Source organism: Alcaligenes faecalis, from assembly GCF_041521385.1.
Taxonomy (GTDB): Bacteria; Pseudomonadota; Gammaproteobacteria; order Burkholderiales; family Burkholderiaceae_B; genus Alcaligenes; species Alcaligenes faecalis_E.
Map to the genome: position 1 here is coordinate 2,417,462 of NZ_CP168006.1, position 24,911 is coordinate 2,442,372.

The 24,911-nt window shown below is 58.5% G+C and carries 16 protein-coding genes; 3 read left to right on the top strand and 13 right to left on the bottom strand.

Translation table 11 applies throughout. The annotated features are described in order from the left end of the window. Positions 1-173 precede the first annotated feature (173 nt). Positions 174-2,765, bottom strand: a complete 2,592-nt coding sequence (locus ACDI13_RS10865) for a DNA topoisomerase III (protein ID WP_316989606.1) — start codon at positions 2,763-2,765, stop codon at positions 174-176. 113 nt (positions 2,766-2,878) lie between these two features. On the opposite strand from ACDI13_RS10865, the gene ACDI13_RS10870 reads away from it, so the two are divergent. Further along, the gene (locus ACDI13_RS10870; protein ID WP_316990600.1) at positions 2,879-5,365 is read left to right on the top strand and encodes a GDYXXLXY domain-containing protein; all 2,487 of its coding nucleotides are present in this window, start codon (positions 2,879-2,881) and stop codon (positions 5,363-5,365) included. 243 nt (positions 5,366-5,608) lie between these two features. Here ACDI13_RS10870 and ACDI13_RS10875 read toward each other — a convergent pair whose 3' ends face one another. The 8 genes from ACDI13_RS10875 to ACDI13_RS10910 form a co-directional block, all read right to left on the bottom strand. After that, positions 5,609-6,067, bottom strand: coding sequence for a DUF494 family protein (locus tag ACDI13_RS10875; RefSeq protein WP_372372451.1), 459 nt, complete (start codon positions 6,065-6,067; stop codon positions 5,609-5,611). Positions 6,068-6,449: 382 nt separating this feature from the next. Beyond that, positions 6,450-7,343: a tRNA glutamyl-Q(34) synthetase GluQRS gene (gene gluQRS, locus ACDI13_RS10880; RefSeq protein ID WP_316989608.1), complete on the bottom strand. Its 894-nt coding sequence runs from the start codon at positions 7,341-7,343 to the stop codon at positions 6,450-6,452. A gap of 110 nt (positions 7,344-7,453) precedes the next feature. Beyond that, a complete protein-coding gene (locus ACDI13_RS10885) occupies positions 7,454-9,466 on the bottom strand; it encodes an acetyl/propionyl/methylcrotonyl-CoA carboxylase subunit alpha (RefSeq protein ID WP_316989609.1) in 2,013 nt (670 codons plus the stop codon). 14 nt (positions 9,467-9,480) lie between these two features. Beyond that, positions 9,481-11,088 carry a carboxyl transferase domain-containing protein gene (locus ACDI13_RS10890; RefSeq protein WP_316989610.1) on the bottom strand — a complete coding sequence of 536 codons (1,608 nt, stop codon included), beginning with the start codon at positions 11,086-11,088 and terminating at the stop codon, positions 9,481-9,483. A gap of 72 nt (positions 11,089-11,160) precedes the next feature. Further along, on the bottom strand, positions 11,161-12,342 hold the full coding sequence (locus tag ACDI13_RS10895) for an acetyl-CoA C-acyltransferase (RefSeq protein ID WP_316989611.1): 1,182 nt from the start codon (positions 12,340-12,342) through the stop codon (positions 11,161-11,163). Next, positions 12,335-14,146, bottom strand: a complete 1,812-nt coding sequence (gene aceK / locus ACDI13_RS10900) for a bifunctional isocitrate dehydrogenase kinase/phosphatase (RefSeq protein ID WP_316989621.1) — start codon at positions 14,144-14,146, stop codon at positions 12,335-12,337. The genes ACDI13_RS10895 and aceK overlap by 8 nt, the downstream gene beginning before the upstream one ends. Before the next feature lie 69 nt (positions 14,147-14,215). Continuing rightward, complete coding sequence (locus ACDI13_RS10905; RefSeq protein ID WP_316989612.1) at positions 14,216-15,394, bottom strand: isovaleryl-CoA dehydrogenase; 1,179 nt, start codon at positions 15,392-15,394, stop codon at positions 14,216-14,218. Positions 15,395-15,475: 81 nt separating this feature from the next. Beyond that, on the bottom strand, positions 15,476-15,868 hold the full coding sequence (locus tag ACDI13_RS10910; RefSeq protein WP_316989613.1) for a MerR family DNA-binding transcriptional regulator: 393 nt from the start codon (positions 15,866-15,868) through the stop codon (positions 15,476-15,478). Positions 15,869-16,008: 140 nt separating this feature from the next. Between ACDI13_RS10910 and ACDI13_RS10915 the strand changes: the two genes are divergently transcribed. Then, complete coding sequence (locus tag ACDI13_RS10915) at positions 16,009-17,085, top strand: MBL fold metallo-hydrolase (protein WP_316989614.1); 1,077 nt, start codon at positions 16,009-16,011, stop codon at positions 17,083-17,085. Between the two features lie 113 nt (positions 17,086-17,198). Next, positions 17,199-18,395 carry a cystathionine beta-lyase gene (metC, locus tag ACDI13_RS10920; protein WP_316989615.1) on the top strand — a complete coding sequence of 399 codons (1,197 nt, stop codon included), beginning with the start codon at positions 17,199-17,201 and terminating at the stop codon, positions 18,393-18,395. A gap of 209 nt (positions 18,396-18,604) precedes the next feature. Here the strand turns inward: metC and ACDI13_RS10925 are convergent, their stop codons facing one another. The 4 genes from ACDI13_RS10925 to ACDI13_RS10940 all read right to left on the bottom strand — a co-directional run bounded on the left by ACDI13_RS10925 (position 18,605) and on the right by ACDI13_RS10940 (position 24,720). Further along, entirely contained in the window at positions 18,605-19,246 is a 642-nt protein-coding gene (locus ACDI13_RS10925; RefSeq protein ID WP_316989616.1) for a thiol:disulfide interchange protein DsbA/DsbL, read from the bottom strand. An 89-nt stretch (positions 19,247-19,335) separates the two neighbouring features. After that, positions 19,336-20,076 (bottom strand): SPOR domain-containing protein, encoded by a 741-nt coding sequence (locus ACDI13_RS10930; protein ID WP_316989617.1) that lies wholly within the window; start codon positions 20,074-20,076, stop codon positions 19,336-19,338. Between the two features lie 14 nt (positions 20,077-20,090). Continuing rightward, positions 20,091-21,776, bottom strand: a complete 1,686-nt coding sequence (gene argS, locus ACDI13_RS10935; RefSeq protein ID WP_316989618.1) for an arginine--tRNA ligase — start codon at positions 21,774-21,776, stop codon at positions 20,091-20,093. Positions 21,777-21,906: 130 nt separating this feature from the next. Next, positions 21,907-24,720, bottom strand: coding sequence for a phospholipase effector Tle1 domain-containing protein (locus ACDI13_RS10940; RefSeq protein WP_372372452.1), 2,814 nt, complete (start codon positions 24,718-24,720; stop codon positions 21,907-21,909). Positions 24,721-24,911 lie beyond the last annotated feature (191 nt).

The window sequence follows — 24,911 nt, forward strand, 5'->3', positions numbered from 1 at the left end:
AGGGAACCGGTGCGCAGCACCGGCAGGTGCTCAGCCCGGAGACCCAAACCCTGTCCCTGAATGGCGTCTTCACAGAGGCTTCCTTCCTTAGCCTGCAATCTCTAAACGATTGCTCATAAAAAAAACGGCCTCCCAAAAAAGGGAGGCCATTTCTTCCAACCAAGCCGAGCTTTTTACTCCGCCTTGCTGGCCGTCTTTTTGGCAGCTGTTTTCTTGGCAGCCGTCTTCTTGGCAGCCGTTTTCTTCACTGCTGTTTTCTTTGCTGCTGCTTTAGTCGCCGTTTTCTTGGCGGCTGTTTTGCGCCCTGGCTTCTCTGGACGAGGCTCGAACTCAAAGCCGATCTTGCCGTCGGCCTGACGCACCAGGAAGGCCTTGAACTTGCGGTTGGTACGCGAGGACACGAAACCATCCAGTAGATCTGTCTTGCCTTCGCCCAACAGCTTGGCCATCTGCTCGCGGGTAATTTCCTGTTGCAAGATCACCTTGCCGCTACGGAAGTCGCAGCTCTTGGAGGGGCCAACGGACTTTTCGCACAAGTAACGCAAGCCGTGCTCAAAGACGGAGGACTGGCACTTGGGGCAGGGGCCGACTGGGGTTTGGCCGCTGAAATCCAGGGCTTCATCGTCATCGTCGTCGTTCTGGCCGAAGTCGAACTCCAGCTTGTACTCGTCGGTAATGCGCAGCAGTGCCGCAAAGGGACGACCCATCTTGCTGATGAAACCGGGCAACGGGCCCAGTTCTTTCTTGGCCAGCAGCTCTTCCACTTCGGGCAGTTCAAAGGTGCGACCACCTGGGTGCTTGCCGATGGAAAAGTCGCAAGCCGTGCAGGCATAACGACGGTAATTTTCTTTGACCACGCCACCACATTTCGGGCATGGAGTCTGCAAGGTCGCGTAATCACCCGGAACCGTGTCGCGTTCGTACTCTTTTGCGCGCTTGACGATTACTTGCGTCATTTGCGCGATTTCACGCATGAACACGTCGCGGTCCAGTTGACGTTGCTCGATCTGCTTGAGCTGGTGCTCCCACTCGCCAGTCAGTTCGGGCGAAGTCAGTTCGCTAACCCCCAGACCTGACAGCAGTGTCATCAGTTGACGTGCCTTGGCGCTAGGAACCAGTTCGCGGCCCTCACGACGCAGATAGGCTTCGTTCAACAGACCTTCAATAATGGCTGCACGAGTGGCTGGTGTACCCAGACCGCGCTCGGACATGGCTTCGCGCAAGGCTTCATCGTCGACCAGCTTGCCCGCGCTTTCCATGGCCGACAGCAAGGTCGCTTCCGTAAAGCGTGCAGGCGGCTTGGTGGCCAGGGCCTTGGTGTTCACATCTTCAGTGCGGACCTTCTCGCCATCGGCAACCGGCACCAGAGAGGCATCTTCACCTTGAGCATCGCGGCCATAAATAGCCAGCCAGCCCGGTTTGACCAGCACCTTGCCTTCCGTCTTGAAGTGGTGACCGGATACCTGCGTGATACGTGTGGTGACGCGGAACTCCGCGGCCGGGAAGAACACGGCCAAGAAGCGACGACTGATCAGTTCGTAAATCTTGTGTTCGGCATCGCTCAGTTCCCGGGGCACCTGCAAGGTGGGGATAATGGCAAAGTGATCCGAAACCTTTTTGTTGTCGAAGATCCGACGGTTGGGTTTGACCCATTTTTGTTCGACCACTTCCTGTGCAAATGGCTGCACCGACGCACTGGCAGGCGTGCCGCTGTCAGCCAGCGCACGCATGGTTTCTTGCACCGTGCTTATATAGTCTTCGGGCAGATAGCGCGAATCCGTACGTGGGTAAGTCAGTGCCTTGTGGCGTTCGTACAGCGTCTGCGCCAAAGACAAGGTGGTCTTGGCGGAGAAGCCGAAGCGCGAGTTGGCTTCGCGTTGCAGCGAGGTCAAATCAAACAAGGCGGGCGACATTTGCGTGCTGGGCTTGGACTCCTCGGTGACCACACCGGGCTGTTCGCGGCAGGCAGCCACAATGGTTTGAGCGGCGGTCAGGGACCACAGACGCGAGTCTTTCTTCTCGGGGTCGTGTTCGTCCTTGACGAATTTGGGGTCAAACCAGCGGCCAGTGTACAGGCCGGCAGCGGCAATAAAGTCTGCGTGTACTTCCCAGTAATCACGTGACACGAATTGGCGAATGCGGTTCTCGCGCTCGTTCACAATAGCCAGCGTGGGGGTTTGCACACGGCCTACGGGAGTCTTGAAAAAGCCGCCATCCTTGCTGTTGAAGGCCGTCATGGCACGCGTGCCATTAATGCCCACCAGCCAGTCTGCTTCCGCGCGCGAACGGGCCGCTGCTTCCAGCGGTTTCATGTCCTCATCATTACGCAGATTTGCAAAGGCTTCACGGATCGCCGATTGCGTCATCGAACGTAACCAAAGCCGCTGCACCGGCTTTTTCGCTCCGGCGTATTGCATAATGTAGCGAAAAATCAGCTCACCCTCGCGCCCTGCGTCACAGGCATTGATAACCGCGGTGACATCTTTGCGCTTGATGAGCTTGACCAGCAGTTTTAAGCGTTCAGTCGATTTCTTGTCCGTCGGGTTGAGCTCAAACTGAGGAGGAATAACAGGGAGATGTGTGAAGCTCCACTTGCCGCGGACCGGATCATTAGGGGCCACCAGGCCCAGCAGATGGCCGATGCTGGAGGCCAGCACATAGCGATCGCTTTCAAAATAATCACCTTCTCGAGTGAAACCGCCCAATGCCCGCGAGATATCTACGGCGACTGAAGGTTTCTCGGCAATGATTAGTGTTTTATCCATATGATTCCAGTGACAGCAACTGCGCTGCAATGCGCGAAATGATACGAGGTGCTTATCCCTCTATGCAAGTTATGAGACCTGACAAGACTAACGTATGGCCAACGGACTGGCGAGTGTTTCTGACAAAACTGGCCTGGGGTTTGGCCGTTTTGCTGCTCGCCAGTGGTCTGGTGACCTGGATTGCGGCCAATTGGGAAAACTGGGGGCATGTTGCCAAATTTGCCCTGGCTCAAGGCGCCGTGCTGGTTTCTGCAGGGCTGGCCTTGCTGTTTCGCCGACGTTCCGGTGGCTGGGGGCATGATCTGGGAGTGCCTGCTGCCTTGACCGGCCTGGCCGCCGTGGCCACGGGCGGTTTGCTGGCGCTGATTGGTCAGACTTATCAGACTGGTGCAGACCCCTGGCAGCTTTTCGCATTGTGGACTGTGCTGATCATACCTTGGGTATTCACCGTGCGCAGTGTCTTTTTGTCCGTGCTCTGGTTGGTACTGATCAATGCCGCTTTTTACTTATGGATAGATGTGTCTCGCCTGGGCTGGTTTGAGAGCACCTATACCTCGCCGACCTTACTGACCCTGGCCGTGAATGTGCTGCTGTTGCTGGCGGCCGAGACCATTTGGCGCGCACGCCATGATCCGTGGCGTATTCTGCCGCGGGCGGCGGCGATTGCGGTGGGTTTTTGCATCGGCTTGCAGCTTATGGAAGGCAACTTCCTGCTGGGTCTGCTCTTGTGCCTGGCGTTGTACGGTGTTTATCACTATCGTCGTCCCGACTTGCTGATTATGGCGCTGGCCTCCTTAGGAGCGTATGGTTCCTTGAGTGCGCTGCTGATCGAGCATATGGGCGGCTCTTTGCTCTTGATCGTGGTTGTGATCGTCGGCCTGGGGTTGGGGCTGCTGCGTTTCTTGCAGCAGCAGCTTGTCAATTGGCGGCGCAAGCATGGCGGTGAGGTTCTGGTCAGTGCTCAGGCCAGCGTACCGGCGGATGCGGCGATCCACGCTCAAGAAACGGCCCAGGCAGACGCACTGGATATTCAAGGCAGTGATGAACACCATCCTTGGTATCTGCGTCTGATCAAGCTGTTTCTGTTCTTGCTGTTGCCGCTGATCATCCTGCTGTATTTGAGCTTTTCGTTGAATTTAAGCCTGGAAGTCTTGGGTGTTCTGGGTGGGATTATGGCCTTGATGTCCCCGGTTCTCTTGGCCAAGGCGCATACCGTGCCCAGTCGGGACTTGGTGGCTGGCTGGGTGGCGTGTGCAATCCTGCTGCTTAGCGTGCCCATTGTGGACATGCGCTACCCGTGGCCTCATGAAGTCAGCGCCCTGCTGGCTGTGGTGATCAGCATTGTGCTGTACAGGCAGGCCAAGGGCCAGTTTGTGCTGCGTATGTTGCTGACCCTCTGGGCTTTGACCGCGATTGAGTTCCTGGTAATTGAGCGTCTGTTTGATCGCTGGACCATGATGCCTTACTGGGTGCTGGAAATGCCTGCGGTCTTCATGTTCTTTACGGCACTGTTGCTGGGGCATCTTTATTTGCGTGATGGGAAAAGGTTCACCTTTTGGCAGCCTTTGTTCTGGTCCTTGTTGCTGGGCGCACAAATCCATATCGTGTTTGCAGGCGCGTTGTTTTTCTCTATCCCTTTCTGGGATGAAACGCTCCCCTATCTGAGCTCTGCCGGCTTCTTGCTGGCGATGGCTCCGGTGGCCATTTTGGTGTTTTACTGGCGTACTTGGCGTGAGCAGCCTGTGGTCTACGGCCTGGCTTTGCTCGGTCTGGCTGCTTTGTGCGCGGTATGGACGCCCTATCCGCCTGTGGCGTTGGCCCTGAGCTGGATTCTGGCCGCTTATGCCTGGCGTTACCTGAGCTTGCTGGCTGTCGCCGTCGTTATGGGTTTGTTTTGCCTGTGGCGCCTGTATTACATTCTGAACCTCAGTCTGCTGGACAAGGCTGAACTCTTGCTGGCAACAGGCGTAGGCTGCTTGGTGTTTGCGTATCTGGGCCAGTTGGGTCGCCGTACAGGAAGGGCCGATGCGCCGGTGCAGGCGGCTCCTAAAGGCATTCTTGCCAGCTTGTTGTTGGGGACCGTGTTGGTGCTGGGTGTCGCCAATGTGGCCATTGTGCAAAAGGAACATATCCTGAGCGATGGTAAAACCGTACTGCTGGAGCTGGCCCCTGTGGACCCACGCTCCTTGATGCAGGGCGACTATATGTCCTTGAACTTTGCCTTGTCGCAGAACCTGTCTGCCTTGTCCTGGGGCTTGCCCAAGGACGTGCTGGCCAAGATGGATGCTCAGCAGTGGGTGGTGGTGGCGGTGCAATTGGATGAGAACAAGGTGGCGCAGCTCAAGGGTGTTTATCTGGAGCAGGACGGCCAGGAGCGTCTGTGGAGCGAAGAAGGCCCTGTGGCTGAGCCTTCCGATGTGATGCGCTTGCGCATGCGTCGTCACCGCCGTAACTGGACGCCTGGAACCGATGCCTGGTTTTTCGCGGAAGGCTCGGCAGATCGCTTCGATGCCGCCCGTTATGGCGAGTTTGCGGTGGTCGAGGGCGGGCAAAGCCTGCTACGTGCGATGCTGGACCAGGATAGAAAGGAAATCCAGTAAGCCTGACCTGATCCTCTGTGCTCAATAGCCGGTAGCCGGATTGCCTTTCATAAAGACAATCCGGCTTTTGTGTATCTGGGGCTTGTTTCTTTACAGGTGGCCAACCAGGCCCGGACGATAGCAAGGCCCATCAAAAAGGCCCGAAATCTGACGAGGTGTCGGATTCGGGCCTTGGTTTGTTGTGTTGAAGGGCCTTCTTTATTGGGACCGTTTCTGAAACAAAATAGCTTTCTGCGTATCCGCCTAGTGGGACGGACGGGTGGAGTCGTCGCTGAGCAGCTCTTCAAAGATCAGGTGATCGATTTCGGCTTCGTGGCTCCACAAAACCATCAGGGCGACAATTTTTATTTTGTCCAACGAGACCGGGCTTTCGTCCACCGTCATGGCGCTTTCAATCAGGATTTCGCGCAGGTGGGCGGTAAGAGCGCCGGAATTTTGCAAAAAGGTGATGAAACCCATCGCGTCAGCGCCCAGCACATGCTGTTCGTGCTCAGAGAAAATACGCTGACTGTTGGGACTGAGTTGAGCCGTAGGCTGACACTGTTGCGAGGTCTCGCCCAGTGCATGTAACCAGCCCAGTGCGTCGTTGATGTCCTCGTCTTCAAAGCCAATAGCGGCCAATTTGTGGGCCAGAACCTCCGCCTTGGGACAGGACTGGGGGTTGTAATACGTCTCGAAAAGATAAACCAGGATATCAAACATGGGTATAAGGTTGCCGTCCTAAGTGATTAAAAAAACTGCGTGATTTCGGTAACCAGTGACCAAACTTTACGCTGATTTGCAGTAGGGGGCAAATGGGGTGTTCAGGGGATGAGTGGATCTTGTCTTGCTGATTCAGGCTGTTTTTTGTCTGGATTTGCTCTGATACACGCCCTGTGTCGTCGGGCATCCTTATGATTGAAACATAAATCGATAGTCAGGGTAGAAACTGTCGTTTATTTGAAACCTCATAAGCTAACACGCAGAGCTGACAGAGGGGCACACTGGCAGGCAACAGGCAACAGGCAACAGGCAACAGGCAACAGGCAACAGGCAACAGGCAACAGGCAACAGGCATCCGGTTTGCTGCTTGGATGCCTAGGTTCTAGCTAAGCGATAAGGGGAAGCGCCGAGCCCAGGCGGTGGTCGCTTGGTTCCAGAACGCGTCCAAGGTGTTCGCAGCCACGGGAGCAAAGCCCAGAAAGGCCCAGACCCGTTGCAGCGTTTCCATCGGATGGTCCAGGTCAAAGGCCGGAGCATGATTCTGTTTGGAAAGCTTGCGGCCTTGCTCATCGCAGGCCAGCGGCACGTGCAACGTGCGCGGGACAGGCAGGCCCAGGATTCTTTGCAATACCCGCTGGCGGGCTGTAGAGCTAAGCAAGTCTGCCCCACGCACAATATCGGTGATCTGGCTGTCTGCATCATCAATGACCACGACAAACTGGTAAGCCCAGAGTTTGTCGGCGCGTTTAAGAATGTAGTCCCCTACTTCTTTGGCTACATCCTGCTGTTGCGGCCCGGCCCAACGATCGGTGAAGTGCTCCACCCCTTCCGGGACACGCAGCCGCCAGGCGCGGATGGAGCGATCCGCCGGGATGCCGTGGCGACAGGTGCCTGCATAGGGGTACTCATGTGAATCCGGAGCAAGCGGCATGGAAGCCGCCAGAATCTCCTGACGGGTGCAGGTGCAGCCGTAGACCAGATCCCGCTCGCGCAGGTCATCAAACACGTCCTGATAGCGGGCCAGCCGCTGGCTCTGCCAAATAACTTCGCCATCCCAGTGCATGCCCAGACCTTGCAACTGCTGCATGATGATCCGGTCTGCCCCGGCAACCACGCGTGGTGTGTCTATATCTTCAATGCGCAGCAACCAGCGCCCGTTCTGGGCGCGCGCATCCAGGTAGCTGGCCATGGCCGCAACCAGCGAACCCTCGTGCAAGGGACCACTGGGGCTAGGCGCAAAGCGACCACAGTAGGGGGTAAGAGGTTGGGCGGTCATGAGTCGTTCTTAACGGCAAGAGCCCCTGGGTGGGGGCTCTTGTTTGTGCGACTTTACGCCTATTTTTCCAGCCCGGCAATGCGTTTTACACGGGCAGGAAGGGAGGAGTTTTAGCTCTCCATGGTGACCAGTTCAGCGCCTTCGGGCACTTGATCACCCACCGCAAAGAACAGCTCGGCCACGGTGCCGTCAGCAGGCGCCTGAATCGAGTGCTCCATTTTCATGGCTTCCATGACCAGCAGCACATCGCCCTGTTTGACGCTGTCACCTGCGGCTACATTCAGGGCAATAATCTTGCCCGGCATGGGGGCGGTCAGGTGGCCACCGTGCGCTTCCTGGCCGCTGGTACTGGCGCTGGCCAGGGTGTCGACCACGGTCAGGGTCCAGTCCGAACCAGCCTGGGCCACTTGCAGATGGTCGCCATCTTGCAGCACCTGGGCACGGTATTCGACCTGATCCAGCCACAGACGCAAGGCCAGGGTGTTGGCAAGACCCGCCCTTGCCTCGGCTTGCCAGCGCAGCGCGTGTTGGGTTTCGCCCAGTGTGATCTGCCACTGGTTGTCACGACGTTGCAGCAGCACGTTGTGGGCTTCTTCCCCCAGTTGCAAGGCCACTTTCTGATCGTAGTCCCCGCTCAGACGCCAGGCGTCATGTACCGCCCACGGGTCGGAGTGGAGGGCTTGCCCGCTCGTACCTTGGTGAGTCAGCACAGTGCAGGCGGCGAAGGCCAGCACAGAAGCCGGAACGTCCTGATTGCTGGGGAACAGCGCATCGTGACGACGTGGGATCAGGCCCGTATCCAGATCGGCCTGGGCAAAGGCGTCATCGCCCAGCAGACGTTGCAGGAAGGTCTTGTTGGTGTGAACACCGGCCACCTGAGTGTCAGCCAGGGTACGGATCAGACGGCGACGGGCTTGTTCACGATCGGCACCATGGGTGATGACCTTGGCGATCATGGGGTCGTAGAAGGGGCTGATCACGCTGCCTTCACGCACACCGCTGTCGATACGCACCTCACCGGAGGTGAAGGACGCATGGGCGGGGTATTGCAAGCTGCGCAGCGTACCGATGGAGGGCAGGAAGTCCTTGTCAGGATTTTCTGCGTAGATACGAACCTCGATGGCGTGGCCATTGATGCTTAGCTCGTCCTGTTTGGCAGGCAAAGGCTGGCCATCGGCCACACGCAATTGCCATTCCACCAGATCGTGGCCGGTAATCAGTTCGGTGACCGGGTGTTCCACCTGCAGACGGGTATTCATTTCCATGAAGTAGAAACGCCCATCCTGCTCGGCAATGAATTCCACCGTGCCTGCGCCCACATAGTTCACTGCACGGGCTGCTGCAATGGCAGCCTCGCCCATGGCCTGGCGACGCTCGGGCGTCATGCCGGGGGCGGGAGCTTCTTCAATCACTTTCTGGTGACGGCGCTGTACCGAGCAATCGCGCTCGAACAGGTAAACGTAGCCACCGTGCTGGTCACCAAAGACCTGGATTTCGATATGGCGTGGCTTGGTGATGTAGCGCTCGATCAGTACGCGGTCGTCGCTAAAGCTGCTGGCGGCTTCGCGCTGGCAAGAGCGCAAGGCTTCCAGAAAAGCGCCGGACTCTTCCACAATGCGCATGCCCTTGCCACCGCCACCGGCACTGGCTTTGATGAGCACGGGGTAGCCGATTTGGTCTGCTTGTTGGTGCAGGAAATTGGGGTCCTGATTGTCGCCGTGGTAACCGGGCACCAAAGGTACACCGGCTTTTTCCATCAACGCCTTGGCGGCGGATTTGCTGCCCATGGCGGCAATCGCCTGGGCGGGCGGGCCTACAAAAATAATGCCGGCTTGTTCACAAGCGCGAGCAAAGTGTTCGTTCTCGGACAGAAAACCATAACCAGGGTGGATGGCATTGGCACCAGTGGCACGGGCCGCTTCCAGAATGGCGTCGATCTTCAAGTAACTATCGCGTGGCTCGGGGCCACCAATGCGCACGGCTTGATCACAAGCACGCACGTGCTGGGCGTCGGCGTCCGCGTCGGAGTAAACCGCAACGGTACGCAGCCCCAGGCTGCGGGCAGTGGCGGCCACCCGGCAGGCAATTTCACCGCGATTGGCTATCAGCAGGGTCTGAAACACAGTGTCTCCTTGTCTTACATGCGGAACACGCCAAAGCGGGTGTCTTCAATAGGGGCGTTCAAGGCGGCGGACAGGCCCAGGGCCAGAACGCGCCGGGTATCCGAAGGCTGGATGATGCCGTCATCCCACAGACGCGCAGTGGCGTAGTAGGGGTGGCCTTCATGTTCGTATTGTTCGCGGATGGGGGCCTTGAAGGCTTCTTCTTCCTCGGCGCTCCAGCTTTGGCCACGAGCTTCCAGGCCATCACGGCGCACGGTAGCCAGCACGCTGGCCGCTTGCTCACCACCCATGACCGAGATGCGGGCATTGGGCCAGAGGAACAGCAGGCGCGGGCTGAAGGCACGGCCACACATCCCGTAGTTACCGGCACCAAAGGAGCCGCCCAGAATCACGGTGAACTTGGGCACGGCCGCGGTAGACACGGCGGTGACCAGCTTGGCGCCATGACGGGCAATCCCTTCGTTTTCGTACTTGCGACCCACCATGAAGCCGGTGATGTTTTGCAGGAACACCAGAGGCGTCTTGCGCTGGCAGCACAGTTCGATGAAGTGGGCGCCTTTTTGAGCCGCTTCCGAGAACAGAATGCCGTTATTGGCGATGATGCCCACGGGCATGCCGTGGATATGGGCAAAGCCGGTTACCAGCGTGGTGCCAAAGCGGGCCTTGAATTCGTCAAAATCCGAGTCATCCACAATGCGGGCGATCACTTCGCGCACATCGTAGGGCTTGCGGGTGTCGGCGGGGATGATGCCGTTCAGTTCCTGCGGGTCGTAGCGTGGTTCGCGGACTTCTTTCAGCGGCCAGGGCAGTTTTTTCTCGCGGTTCAGGCGGCTGACGCAGCGGCGTGCCAGTTCCAGCGCATGCAGATCGTTCTCGGCCAGATGGTCAGCCACGCCGGACAGACGGGTGTGCACATCGCCACCGCCCAAGTCTTCCGCGCTGACTTCTTCACCTGTCGCGGCTTTCACCAGCGGCGGGCCACCCAGGAAGATGGTGCCCTGGTCGCGCACGATAATGGATTCATCGCTCATGGCCGGGACGTAGGCACCGCCAGCGGTACACGAACCCATCACCACAGCAATCTGAGCAATGCCCTGGGCCGACATATTGGCCTGGTTGTAGAAGATGCGGCCAAAGTGGTCACGATCCGGGAATACGTCTTCCTGATTGGGCAGGTTGGCCCCGCCCGAGTCCACCAGGTATACGCAAGGCAGATTGTTCTGTTGGGCAATTTCCTGGGCACGCAAATGCTTCTTCACCGTCAGCGGATAGTAGGTACCGCCCTTGACTGTCGCGTCGTTGCAGACCACCACGCATTCAATGCCTGCAATGCGGCCAATGCCCGTGATGATGCCTGCGCCCGGAGACTCGTTGTCATAGACATCCTGGGCAGCCAAAGGCGAAAGCTCCAGAAAGGGAGTACCGGGATCAAGCAGACGTTCGACGCGTTCGCGGGGCAGCAGCTTGCCGCGACCCACATGGCGTTGCCGGGAGGATTCGGAGCCACCCAAAGCGGTTTTCTGTAGCTTTTGGCGCAGATCAAGGATCAGGGCCTGCATGATCGAGGCGTTGTCCTGAAAGTCTTGGGAACGCGGATTGATGCGGGATTCAATAACTGACATGGCGTGCCTGGAAAGAGAACAGAGAAAAGCCCATGAAATCAGCCGGGCCGCAGCCCGGCTGATGAGCTTGCTTTAAACCAGCTCGACGGCCAGGGCGACAGCTTCGCCACCGCCAATGCACAGCGAGGCAATGCCGCGCTTGCCGCCGGTCTTGCGCAGGGCGCCGATCAAGGTTGCCAGAAGGCGAGCACCCGATGCACCGATGGGGTGACCCAGGGCAGTCGCGCCACCGTGGATGTTGACCTTGTCGTGCGGGATGTTCAGCTCTTTCATGGCGGCCATGGTGACCACGGCAAAGGCTTCATTGATCTCGAACAGGTCTACATCGGCCACGCTCCAGCCGGTTTTATCCAGCAATTTCTGGATAGCAGCGACGGGCGCGGTCGTGAACCAGGCGGGTTCCTGCGCGTGCTGGGTGTGGGCCACAATGCGGGCCAACGGGGTGGCGCCCAGTTCCTTGGCCTTGTCCTCAGTAGTGATCACCATGGCGGCGGCACCGTCCGAAATGGACGAAGCGTTGGCAGCGGTAACCGTACCGTCTTTCTTGAAAGCGGGACGCAGCGTGGGGATCTTCTCGGGCATGGCTTTGGCAGGGGCTTCGTCCTTGGCAACGACGACATCACCCTTGCGACCAGCGATGGTGACTGGCGCAATTTCCCATTCAAAGCTGCCGTCATCGCTGGCTTGGCGAGCGCGGCGCAGCGATTCCAGCGCGTAAGCGTCTTGCTCTTCGCGGCTGAATTCGTATTTGCTGGCGCAGTCTTCGGCAAACACACCCATGGCGGTGCCACGGCTGTACGCGTCTTCCAGCCCGTCCATGGCCATGTGGTCATACACGGTGGAGTGACCGTAGCGGTAGCCTTCGCGGCCCTTGAGCAGCAGGTAAGGGGCATTGCTCATACTTTCCTGACCGCCGGCCACCACCACGTCCACGCTGCCTGCCTTGAGCAGGTCGTGGGCAAACATGGCTGCTTTGAGACCGGAGCCGCAAACCTTGTGAATGGTGGTGCAAGCCACGCCCTGGGGCAGACCGGCGCCCAAGGCGGCCTGGCGCGCAGGGGCCTGGCCCTGACCGGCTTGCAGCACGTTACCCATGATCACTTCGTCGACCTTGTCGGCCTGGATACCCGAACGCTCCATGGCCGCCTTGATGGCGACCGCGCCCAGCTCGTGAGCGGCCAGATCGGACAGGCTACCCATCATGCCGCCCATAGGGGTGCGGGCGATCGAGACGATGACAACGGAATTAGTCATGAAAGACTCCTGGTTGCAAAGAGGAGACCGGCGCGCGCTTGGCAAACTCGTGCAGCTGCCGATCTTTGTTATACGGAAAAATATTTTCGATCCGACCTTGTGTTACTCGCAAGCGGCACTGTGTCCACCATTCAGGCTCCAGCAGTTCTGCATGGTGGGCCATGAAGGCTTTGCGAATGCGCGGGTCGGTCAATAGAAAGTAGCCGAATTCTTCGGGAAATACATCGTTCGGGCCGATGGGATACCAGGGTTCGCTGGCCATTTCGGCTTCTTCGTTCGGTGCAGGCGGAATGGCGCGGAAGTTCATCTCGCGCATGTGCTGGATTTCGTCGTAGTCATAGAAGACGACGCGGCCCAGACGGGTCACACCAAAGTTCTTGAACAGCATGTCGCCCGGGAAGATGTCGGCGGCGGCCAGTTCCCGGATGGCCTTGCCGTACTGCTCCACGGCGGCATTCAGGGCGGGGTCGCTGGCCTTGTTCAGATACAGGTTCAGCGGGGTCATGCGCCGTTCAATGTAGACGTGGCGCAGCAAGATGGTGTCCTCGGACTCTTCCAGCAGGCTGGGTACTTCGCGGCGAAGTTCTTCCAGCAAGGCTTCGGAAAAGCGTGCCTTGGGCAAGGCAACCTGAGCGTAGTCCCAGGTGTCGGCCATGCGCCCGACACGATCATGTTTTTTGACCAGCTGGTATTTGCTGCGCACCGTGGCGTGGTCCATGCCCTGCTTTTGAATCCGGTCGCGGATCAGCTTGAACACATAGGGGTAGGACGGCAGGGTGAATACCGTCATCACCATACCGGCAATACCGGGTGCCAGATCAAAGTGATCGTGCGAGTGCGACAGGTGGTGCAGAAAGTCGCGGTAGAACAGGGTCTTGCCCTGCTTTTGCAGACCGATGGCGGTGTACAGCTCGGCCTTGGGCTTGCGTGGCAGCAGGCTGGACAGGAAGTCCACATAGGCCGATGGCGCTTCCATATCGACCAGGAAATAGGCGCGGGTAAAGCTGAACAGCGTGGACAGGTCGTCCGTGGTGTGCAGCAAGGCGTCTATATACAAGTGTCCCGAGGGGCGATGCAAAATGGCCAGGGAGAACGGCAGTACTTCACCCTGATTGATCAGGCGGCCCACCACATAGGCACCCTTGTTGCGAAAGAACAGGGAGTTCAGCACCTGAATCTGGCAGTCCGAGCCAATGCGCGAGCCATAGCCGCGCGGCAGACGACGGCATAGTTGACGCACGGCCATGCGGGCCAAGGTGCGTACATCGCGCGGCAGATCGGCAAAGGGGGCCGCCAGACCGAAGTCGGCCAGCATACTGGTCAGGCTGGCTTCCAGGCCTTCTTCGGTGGGGTAATAGACGCGATACGAAGGCAGTGCGCCGTCCAGGTAATCCGTGGCAACGGCTGGGCGCACGAAAATGAATTCGTTGCGAAAGTAGTGCCGGTGCAGCACGCGGCAGGAGACGGAGTTAAAGAAGGTCTCCGCACATTCGGGCTGACGGTGGCCCGACAGCAAACGCACAAATTCAGCCTTGGCCTGCAACCATAACTGTTGCTGGGCCTCGTCCAGATGCGCCGGATCGGACGGTGTGGGCTGATGCAGACGCAGGTTCTGGCTAAGCATAGCCGCGCATTCGCGTACCCGTGTGGCGTAGTACTCGATGCGTTCGCGCGAGAGCTGCTGAATACCATGCCAGTCGCCCGATTCGTACAAAGACTTGGCGCGCTGGGCGCTGTAGCGAAACAGCGCATAGTGGCGATTGAAACCATCCAGCATGGCCTGAGCCACCTGGATAGCGGTCATCCCCGGTTTCTGAACCGGGGTGATGACGGTGGTTTCGCCAAAATCAGGGTTGGACATGCCTGTGCCTTTTTAGGCGGTTTCGGCGAACAGTTCGCGGCCGATCAGCATGCGGCGGATTTCGCTGGTGCCCGCACCGATCTCGTACAGCTTGGCATCGCGCCACAGGCGGCCTGTGGGGAATTCGTTGATGTAGCCGTTGCCGCCCAGAATCTGGATGCCTTCACCGGCCATCCAGGTGGCTTTTTCCGCGCTGTACAGGATCGCGGCAGCGCAGTCCTTACGCACGGAACGCACGTGGCCCGCACCCAGACGATCCAGGTTCTTGCCCACGGCATAGCACAGGGCACGGCTGGCTTGCAGGGTGGTGTACATATCGGCCACCTTGCCTTGAATCAGTTGAAATTCGCCAATGGCCTGGCCGAACTGTTTGCGGTCGTGGATGTAAGGAATCACGACGTCCATCACGGCTTGCATGATCCCCAGTGGACCACCGGCCAGTACGGCACGTTCGTAGTCCAGGCCGGACATCAGCACTTTGACGCCACCATTGATCTGGCCCAGCACGTTTTCTTCCGGCACTTCACAGTCCTGGAACACCAGCTCGCCCGTGTGGCTGCCGCGCATGCCCAGCTTGTCCAGCTTTTGGGCAACGGAGAAACCGGCAAAATCCTTTTCGATCAGGAAGGCGGTAATGCCGCGTGCGCCGGCTTGCGGGTCCGTCTTGGCGTATACCACCAGAGTGTCAGCGTCCGGGCCGTTGGTAATCCACATTTTGGAGCCGTTCAGCACGTAACGGTCGCCCTTCTTTTCGGCGCGCAGCTTCATGCTGACCACGTCCGAACCGGCACCGGGCTCACTCATGGCCAGGGCACCAATGTGCTCACCGCTGATCAGCTTGGGCAAGTATTTTTGCTTCTGGGCTTCCGTGCCGTTACGGTTGATCTGGTTCACACAGAGGTTGGAGTGCGCACCGTAGGACAGAGCCACCGAGGCGCTGGCACGGGAGATTTCCTCCATTGCGATCATGTGAGCCAGATAGCCCAGGTTGGAGCCACCGTATTCTTCGCTGACGGTCATGCCCAGTAAACCCATCTCACCGAACTTCTTCCACAAGTGCATGGGGAACTGGTCGTCGTGATCCAGTTGAGCTGCTAAGGGGGCAATTTCGGCCTGGGAGAAGTCGGCGACAGCGTCGCGCAGCATGTCCAGGTCGGAGCCAAGATCGAAATTCAGGCCGGGCAGGCTCATGAGACACTCCGTGGAAATAAATGGGTTGTGGAATCGTATTTATATTACGTTTACGTAAACGTCATATATATGGGTTTTCCCTTATCGGGACTCCAACTTCAATTGTTCGCTCATGGTGTGACAGATATCGAGCTGGGCCTGGATTTCCTGCAAGGTCTGATCCAGGTCCTGTCGTTGTCGCTCCAGACGCAGGCGGTGCTCGGTCAGGACCTCCTGATAGTGCTTAAGCTGGGAGGCGGTGTCCATCGGGGATTCATACATATTGATCAGTCGCAGAATCTCCGATAGCTGCAGTCCCAGCCTTTTGCCGCGCAGGGCCAGCTTCAGGCGGGCGCGATCACGGGGCTGATAAATGCGCTGAGTGCCTTGACGCAGCGGGCTCAAGATTCCTTGATCTTCATAGAAGCGCAGGGTACGAGGTGTAATGCCAAACTCGTGCGCCAGATCCGATATTGTCCAGGTTGTCGTTGTCATTTTTAGTGTGATTTACGTAAACGTAAACTATCATGCCATAGAGCCGGGGTGTGAACTAGGGCCTGCTAACTGTAAAAGGCCCTGGCCTTTTAGTATGGACAGCCCTTACGCCCTATAAGAGCCATTCTATTGGAGCGAGCATGAATCCTAACGAACAAAAATTGAATTATCCCTGGGCAGATACCCTGCCTCCAGCGGGCGGCAGCCTGGAAGTCGCGCCGGGGGTGCGTTGGCTGCGCATGCCTTTGCCCTTTGCGCTGGATCACATCAATCTGTGGCTATTGCGCGACCAAATCGATGGGCGCGAGGGCTGGACGATTGTGGACTGTGGCGTGGCCCGCCCCGAAGTGCGCGAACTGTGGGAACAAGTTTTCAGTAATGAGCTGCAAGGTTTGCCCGTGTTGCGCGTGATCGTCACGCACATGCACCCGGATCATGTCGGTTTGGCGGACTGGTTGTGCCAGCGTTGGAATGCGCCGCTGTGGATCAGCATGACGGACTACGCGATTGCCAAACTGTGGTCGGGTGCAGGCGGACGTCAGACTGGCGCGCAAGCGGGTGGTCCGAATGGCGCGGCGGCCGAGGCCCACTTTGTTCGCCACGGTCTGCAAGACGAGAAAGCCCGCGAGCAGATTCGCAGTCGTGGGGATTATTACCCGTCCATGGTGCCTTCGGTGCCCGAGCGTTTTGTACGCTTGATGGATGGTCAGCGTGTGATGATTGCTGGTCGCCCCTGGCGTTTGATCGTGGGTTACGGCCATGCTCCCGAGCATATGTCCCTGTACTGTGAAGAGTTGAAGGTGCTGATCTCCGGTGACATGCTTTTGCCGCGTATCTCCACCAATATCAGCGTGTTCGATACCGAGCCCTTTGCCAATCCTTTGCCTTTGTACCTGAACTCTCTGCTGTCCTATCAGGATCTGGCCCCGGACACCTTGGTGCTGCCTTCGCACGGCAAGCCGTTCCGTGGCATGCACGAGCGCATCCGTCAGCAGCAGGAGCACCATGCTGAGCGTCTGGAAGAAGTGCTGGAAGCCTGTGCCCAGCCTTGTACCGCTGCGGATATTCTGCCCGTGCTTTTTCATCGCAAGCTGGATTCGCACCAGATGACCTTTGCCATGGGCGAGGCCATTGCCCACCTGCACGCCTTGTATTTTGATGATCGTCTGAGCTGTCAAATGGGCGAGGACGGGGTCTACCGTTTTCAGCGCATTTGAGCACTGGGGTGCCTCTTAATAAGAGGGGGCAATATAGCGACTGTCGGCATAGGCGACCGGGCCTGCTGGCCTGTGGTAGCGTAGAGCTTTTCTTGCTAGCGCCTGCCGACACTATGAGCTCTGATCTCGCCCTGGACACCGCCCTGCAACACACGGGTCTGGCCCCGTTCGATCCGCATACGGATGCGGCGCCGGTGGCTGTGCCCATCATGCGCACCAGCACGGTACGCTTTCGCAATCTGGATGCCTTGGACCGTGCCCAGGCTGACAAGGCCGATCCTGAAAAACGCTCGGTCACTTACGGGCGGTCGGGTATGGATACCCATGCCGCGCTGGAACAGGTGTTCTGTCAGTTGGAGTCTGCCACCCAGGCTTTGCTGGCACCGTCGGGTATGGCGGCGATTACTCTGGGTTTGCTGGCCTTGCTGGACTCCGGCGACCATGTGCTGATTGCCGACAGTGCTTATGGCCCGGTGCGTTATCTGGAAAAGACCGTGTTGCGTCGTATGGGGATACAGGCCACGTTCTGCGCGCCGACCCCAGAAGAAATGGCCCGTCATCTGCAAGACAACACCCGCATGGTGTACGTGGAGTCACCCGGTTCCTTGCTGATGCAGATGCTGGACATGCCTGCCTTGGCGCAGTTTGGCCGCCAGCACAATTTGCTGCTGGTCACCGACAACACCTGGGGCTCGGGCTATATTTATCGCCCGCTGGAATTGGGCTTTGATGTATCCATTGTGGCGGGGACCAAGTATGTAGCGGGTCACTCCGACCTGATGCTGGGGGCAGTCATGTCGGCTGACCCTGCCATCAACAAGCGCCTGCACGATAACCACTATGCCCTGGGCTTTTCTATCAGTGCTGATGACGCCTGGTTGGCATTACGCGGTGTGCGCACCTTGCCCATCCGTATGCGTGAAAGCGCCTCCAATGCACTGGCAGTGTGCCAATTTCTGGATAGCCGCCCAGAGGTCGTCCGTATTTATCACCCGGCTTGGCCGCAGGATCCTGGCCATGCCTTGTGGCAACGTGACTGCACGGGTTCCAATGGCATGCTCTCGGTACAACTGAAGCTGAACAATGCGCAAGCCCGTGTGTTTGTGGACGCCTTGACACTGTTTGGTATTGGTTTTTCCTGGGGGGGCTTTGAAAGTCTGGTGCAACTGGTAGATACGAGCTTCCTGAGCGGACACAGCTATTGGGAGCAAAGCCAGGACAGCCTGGTACGCCTGCATATCGGCCTGGAGTCCACCAAAGACTTGTGTGCTGATCTGACGCAGGCTTTTGAGAAGGCGGCGCTGGCTTAAGCCCTTATCAAATTGTTCAAGTTACACCCACACCCTGGCTTAAATGAGCCAGGGTTTTATGGATCGTGGGGTTCACTACTTTCTTGTGGGTTTTTTTACGAGCCATCAGTAGCTCATAGATCACAAATATAGCAACGCCAAGGGCCCTCAAAACCGGAGTGAATCCCGTCTTGAGGGCCCTTGGCTGTATGGCGTAGCCAGACTGCTAGTTAGCCATTGGTGACCATCTTCACCAGCTCTTGAGCTTTGGTGATGCTTTCGTCGTAACCATTGGCCAGTGCAGGCGAAGTCACGAACTTGCCACCCACGGCCAGGCTGGGTGTGCCCTGGATCTGGTAGGTGTTGGACAGTTCGTTGGCCTTGTTGGCCTTGGTTTGCACGCCAAAGGAGTTGAAGGTTTGCTCGAAGCGGGCCTTGTCTACGCCTTGTTTGGCAGCCCAGGCCGTAATGGTCTTGGCATCAAAAATGCGCTCACGCTTTTGGTGAATGGCTTCAAACACCTTGGGATGCAGGTCCAGTCGGTCCATGGCTTCCAGGGTGTAGTACAGCTTTTGCAGGTCAGTCATGCCGGCATTGAAGGCAACGGGCACACGGCGCAGCACGACATTGTCGGGCAGAGTTTTGGACCAGACTTCGACCTTGGGTTCCAGAATGGCGCAGTGTGGGCAGCTGTAGGAGAAGAACTCCAGCACTTCGGTTTTACCGACGCTGTCCGAGGGCTGAGCCGCAGGCAGGGTAACGTAGCCTTGGTTGGCTTGTTGAGCCAGCGCGCTGGTGGCGGGCAGCAAAGTCGCCCCTGCCAACAGACTGGCGCCGACCAGGGATCGTACAAACAATGCGTTCAGCTTCATGAATCAATTTCCTTAATGGGGAAGATGAGGTCTATGACCTGTTCAATGGCGGAAAAGTTCACCTCGGGCCTACCCAGGGTGCAACTTGTTTAGGGTCGTACCACTGAGGTATCAATTTTTTCCTCGGCCAGACGGCTGCGTGCCCGGTTCATGTCGTCTATGCCCTTGAAGGGGCCCATGCGCACCCGGTTCACCGTGCTGCCATTGACCTGAGCACTTTGTACCGAGGCATTAAAGCCCAACATCAACAAGCGGGCCTTCATGGCGTCGGCGTCCGCATGGTTGCGAAATGCGCCTGCTTGCAGGTAGTAGGGGGTGGAGGTGGTGGCTGGTTTGGCCGCCGGGGGCGCGGCAGGGGCTGGTGTGGCTGGTTTGCTGCTGGCCGGTGTCGGGGTGCTGGGAGCGGCAGGTGCTGTGGCCGGAGGCGTTACTGCAGGAGCGGTAGTGCGAGCCTCTGGCTGACGGGTCGGTTCCGTACCCATGGCAGGCAAGGTGGCAATCAGGTCACCCAAGGCATCCGGAGCGGCAGGCTTGGAAGAGATGCTGGGCAGATTGGCTGGTGGCAAGGTCAAGCCGGGGATGGTGTCGCCCGGCGGTGGTGTCTGCCCGTTGGAGTTGCCATATAGCCCCCGGTTGGGGTCCAGCAAGTCTCGCCCTTCGGGCAAGGCCACGGTTGGTTTGTCCCGGCTGGCCTTGTCCACAAAGGGCATGGGTACTTTGGTGACAAACAGGGCAACGGCGACTGCCGCGCCCAGACCCAGAATCAGGCCAATCAGAATGCCGGTATAGGTACCGCCGGAACTACTGGATTTTTTACGTGCTCTTGCCATATCTGCCTATGGGTTTACATACGTTCGGGTGCGGACACACCCAGCAGGTTCAGACCATTGCGAATGACCTGGGCGCAGGCCTGGGCCAGACGCAGACGGGCCAGACGCAAGGTCGTGTCGTCCACGGACACGCGCTCGGCGTTGTACCAGGAATGGAAGTCCGCCGCGCAGTCGCGCAGCCAGAATGCAATGTGGTGAGGGGCCAATTCGCGCGCGGATTGGGCCAGCACATTGGGGTATTCGGACAGGCGTTGCATCAGAGCGATCTCGGTGGGGGCGGTCAGTGGGGTGATGTCGGCCTGAGGCACCTGATCCTGCAGTTCTGCCGATTGGTTCAACACAGAGTTGATACGGGCATGAGCGTACTGGATGTAGTAAACCGGGTTTTCTTCACTCTTGGACAAGGCCAGATCGATATCGAATACGAATTCGGAGTCGGCGCGGCGCTGGATCAGGAAAAAGCGCACGGCGTCCTGGCCTACCCATTCGATCAGGTCACGCAAGGTGACGTAGCTGCCTGCGCGCTTGGAAATTTTTACTTCCTGGCCATTGCGCATGACCTTGACCATCTTGTGCAGGATGTAGGCCGGGAACTCCTTGGGGATGCCCAGGCCCAAACCTTGCAGGCCAGCACGTACACGGGCAATGGTGCCGTGGTGGTCGGAGCCCTGAATATTGATGGCGTGGTGGAAGCCGCGTTCCCACTTGGCCACGTGGTAGGCCACGTCCGGCACGAAGTAGGTGTAGCCGCCTTCGGATTTGCGCATGACGCGGTCTTTGTCGTCGCCTGTGCCCAGTTCGGTGGTGCGCAGCCACAGCGCGCCGTCCAGCTCGTAGGTGTGACCGGCGTCGATCAGGGCCTGCACGGTCTTTTCTACCTTGCCGGAGGTGTACAGCGAGCTTTCCAGATAGAAGTTGTCGAACTTCAAGCCGAATGCCTGCAAGTCCAGATCTTGTTCGCGGCGCAGGTAGGCCACGGCAAAACGGCGAATGTCTTCCAGATTGTCCAGATCACCACTGGCGGTGACGGAGGCGCCATCGGCGGCCTGAACCGTTGCACCGGCCTGGTAGTCGCGGGCGATATCCAGGATGTAGTCGCCCTTGTAGCCGTCAGCGGGGAATTGCTCGCTGTCGGGCTCGATGCCACGGGCACGGGCATGCACGCTGGTGGTCAGGTTGTCGATCTGGTTACCGGCGTCGTTGTAGTAGAACTCGCGGGTAACGTCGTAGCCTTGGGAACTGAACACGCGGCACAGCGAGTCGCCCAGCGCGGCCTGGCGGGCGTGGCCCACGTGCAAGGGGCCGGTCGGGTTGGCCGACACGAACTCCACCATCAGTTTTTCCTGGGTAGGAGCGACGTGGCCAAAGTTATCGCCTTGCTCGGCAATCGTCTTCAGGACGGCCTGATGGGTGGCCGTGGACAGACGGAAGTTGATAAAGCCCGGGCCGGCAATCTCCGCGCCTGCCAGCAAAGCGGCGGCGTTCGGATCGGCCAACAGGGTATCGACGATTTGCTGAGCCAGCTCGCGCGGGTTACGACCGGCGGGTTTAGCCAATTGCATGGCAATATTGCAGGCGGCATCACCGTGCGCAGCTACTTTGGGGCGCTCCAGCGTGATGTTGGGTTCAGCCTGGGGCAAGATGGCACGGACGGCAGCCTGTAGGCAGGCGATTAATTGAGATTGTTGCTCAGCAAGCATAGGAAAGGTCTGGATTGGTAGAAAGACAACTGCGGCGTGTGGAACACGCCCCAGATGGAAGGCGCGACACTGGCCCGCCGGATAGCCCCACATGATAGCGTGATTTGACGCCAAATTCTTTTCAAGCCGCCTAGCGTTCCCATCCCAGGTGGCTATGTAGCCACGTATCGTAAGCATCCATGTCTACCCAGCCTACTTGATTGTCACCGCGCAGGCGCCAGTCATTAAAGCGAGTGATCATGCTTTCCAGGGTGTGGCGCACTTCCCGGCCCAAGGCAGGGTGGGAGTCCTGGTAGAGCAAGTCCTGGCCATGACCGTGATAATCAACACGGCGCACTCCCTGGGAGGTCAGGCGCAGTCCGGGTGTACGCATGTCCTGCAGGATGGGGTGTCTGATCTGGAGATCGGTTTGGGGCAGTTCGGCCAACGTCAGGCCGGCCGCGGTGGCTTGCCAGTGCATCCAGGCCAGAGCCACTTTATCCAGATCGCTGATCTCGCCGTCCTCATCGGGGAGCACCCCGCCACCTATCTGGCTATGGGCGCCAATAAATGGCATTTCCACCGTGTTCATGGCCTGGGCCAGGCCGCTTAAGGGAAAGAGCACGCGGTGCTCGTGCATTGCCACGGCGTGGGCAACCCAGTTCCAGGCTTGCGAGACACCCAGCCGGTACTGGGGTGTGCTCCAACCTCCCAGCCCAAACTGGGCCACTGTATCGAACAAGCCTAAAAAGCGGGGGGTGATACAGGTGCGAATAGCGCCGCGCTGTGGATCATTCAGCACAAACCAGCCCTGCTGGACATGATCCAGAATTCGATTGGAAAAGTCTCGTGCCAGTGCCGCTCCTCTTGAAAAACCCAGCAAATCCACAGGCACAGCGCGAGGTGCTGGCCCCTGCTCCTGCATGCGGTTCAGAAAGCTGTTCCATTGCGATTCCAGAATCCGCCCTGCTCGCCACGCGGTCAGTGCATCCCAGTTCAGGGTCACGGGATCGCCCGGCCCTTCGGCGTAATGCACCGCCCCATCCTGATACAACTGCGACAGTTTCCAGACATTGCTATTAGTAATAGGAGCCTGTCGTGTGCCATCAAAGGCGAACAACAACAGGCCGGTGGGATCAATATGACGCAAGGGCTGTTGCTGGGCATAGCCTACGGCCTGGGTGTGTGGCCATGGGCCTAGAGGGTCTGCCTCCAGATACTGCCCGTGATCAGGCAGATAAGTACGCAGCAGATTGTCGTGCCAGCCGGTAGCCGATTCCGCGTACTGCCCCGGCAGGCGTAGATTGAATTCCAGGGTTTCAAGCAAGGGCTCAGCCTGTCCCAGCGGGTTCAGGTCGGCAGCCCAAACCGGCTTGGCGTGCTGATCGCTAATCAGTCGGACAGCGCCCATCAAATCACTATGCAGGTAGTACAACTGCCCTTGCCCGTCCGGCGGATAAACAATCATGCCTACGGGCGTCAGCCCGGCATACAGATAGCGCCGGGAGATCAGTTGGCCGGGCGCAGCGGGTAAATCCAGTTCAGCCATTAATTGCTGGCCGTGAAAGAAGAAAGCGCGCTCCTGATTGCCTTGCTTGCGCCAGATGCGTTGACCAAAGGCATCGTGCCGGTACTCTACCAGCGTGGTGTTTGCTGTTTGCACGCGGCGTAAGCGACGGTTGGGGCCGTAGTCCAGATTTAAGGTGCCGACGGCTGTCGCTGTGCCGGAGGGGGAACGCTGAATAGAAGCGGCTGGCTTCGGGTAGCGAGCAGCAAGCGCACCGCTCTGGTTCCAGGCCAGCCATTGTTCTGATTCTGTCTTGCCTTGACGGAAAGCGATTAGCCGGTTTTCAGCGTCGTAGTGCAACAGCCAGTGACGGGTTTGCTGCAGTAGCGGGTACTCATGACGATCCTCCAGCACCTTGCCTTGCGTATCCAGACGGCGGGTTTGCGTCCAGACAGGCTTGCCATTCGGCTGCACTAGCATCAAATCTACCGCTTGCCCGGTGTTGTTCGCATGGCTGATCAGTTGCAGCCCATTGCCCCACGCATAGCCCACCTCTTGTCCATGGATAACGGTCTGGATTTGCCCTGTTTGCGTGATCCACTCCAGAGACTGTAAACGTCCCTGAGTATCCCAGCGGTAGCGTAGTTGTCCGCCTTCTGGCAGTGAGTGCAGTGTCAGCCTACGCAGCTCGTCGTATTCAAAGCGATCAGTCCAGCGTTGGCTGGGACTATGGTCGCGTTCCAGACGGCGTTCTTGTAATAGACCAGCCCGCAACTTGAGCCATTGCGTTTCCGTGGGATGACGAATGCGCAGCGCGCCAGGCCCGAGCCAGTTCAGCTCACTGCGTTCGGTTTCCTGGCCTTGCTGATGTTCAAGGCGGCTCAAGCGCCCCTGCTGATCGTATTGAATCTGAAGTGAGCCTGCTTTTGCATAGTCAATGCGCGTCAGCTTGCCATCCGGGTTCCAGTAGCGGGCTTCGCCTCCATGCTGGCTTGTCGCCCAGCTTTGCAAGCGTCCTTTCTCATCCAGATCCAAACGTAAGGGCCCCCAGCCGCCCTGTTGATGTTCCAGCCGTGACACGGTTCCATTGGTACGGCGCAGCGCCGTCCAGGACCCGGCTTGCAGCCAGCGTCCTTGTGGGTCGTATCGCCATTCTGTGCCATGGGTCTGACAGGTTTCACACAAACGGCTTTCCAGTTTCTGTAGTCGTTTTTGGCCTTGATAGTTACGGTAAAGGAAACGATGTTGTTCCTTGCCTACGGACCACTCACTCAGGTTCGGTCTGTAGCGTGCCGTCCAGTCCTGATTGAAGGCGTAAGAGATCAAACGGCTGACTCGGCCTTGAGCGTCGTATTCCCATTGCTGCACGGGCTGAGCCGTTTGCCCAGGCGCTTGCAGGCTGCTGCCACCTAAACGATTTGACCAAGGTGCAGGGGCCGGATGATAGAGGCGTTGCATGCCGTCCGGGCGGCTGACGCTGGCTAGCCAGATTTGTTGAGCAAGTTCTTTGAGTAGCAAGCGAAACGGCCCGGCGGGGGTTCTAATATTGATGGCTGTGGCTGTGGCTGTGGCTGTGGCTGTGGCTGTGGCTGTGGCTGTGGCTGTGGCTGTGGCTGTGGCTGTGGCTGTGGCTGTGGCTGTGGCTGTGG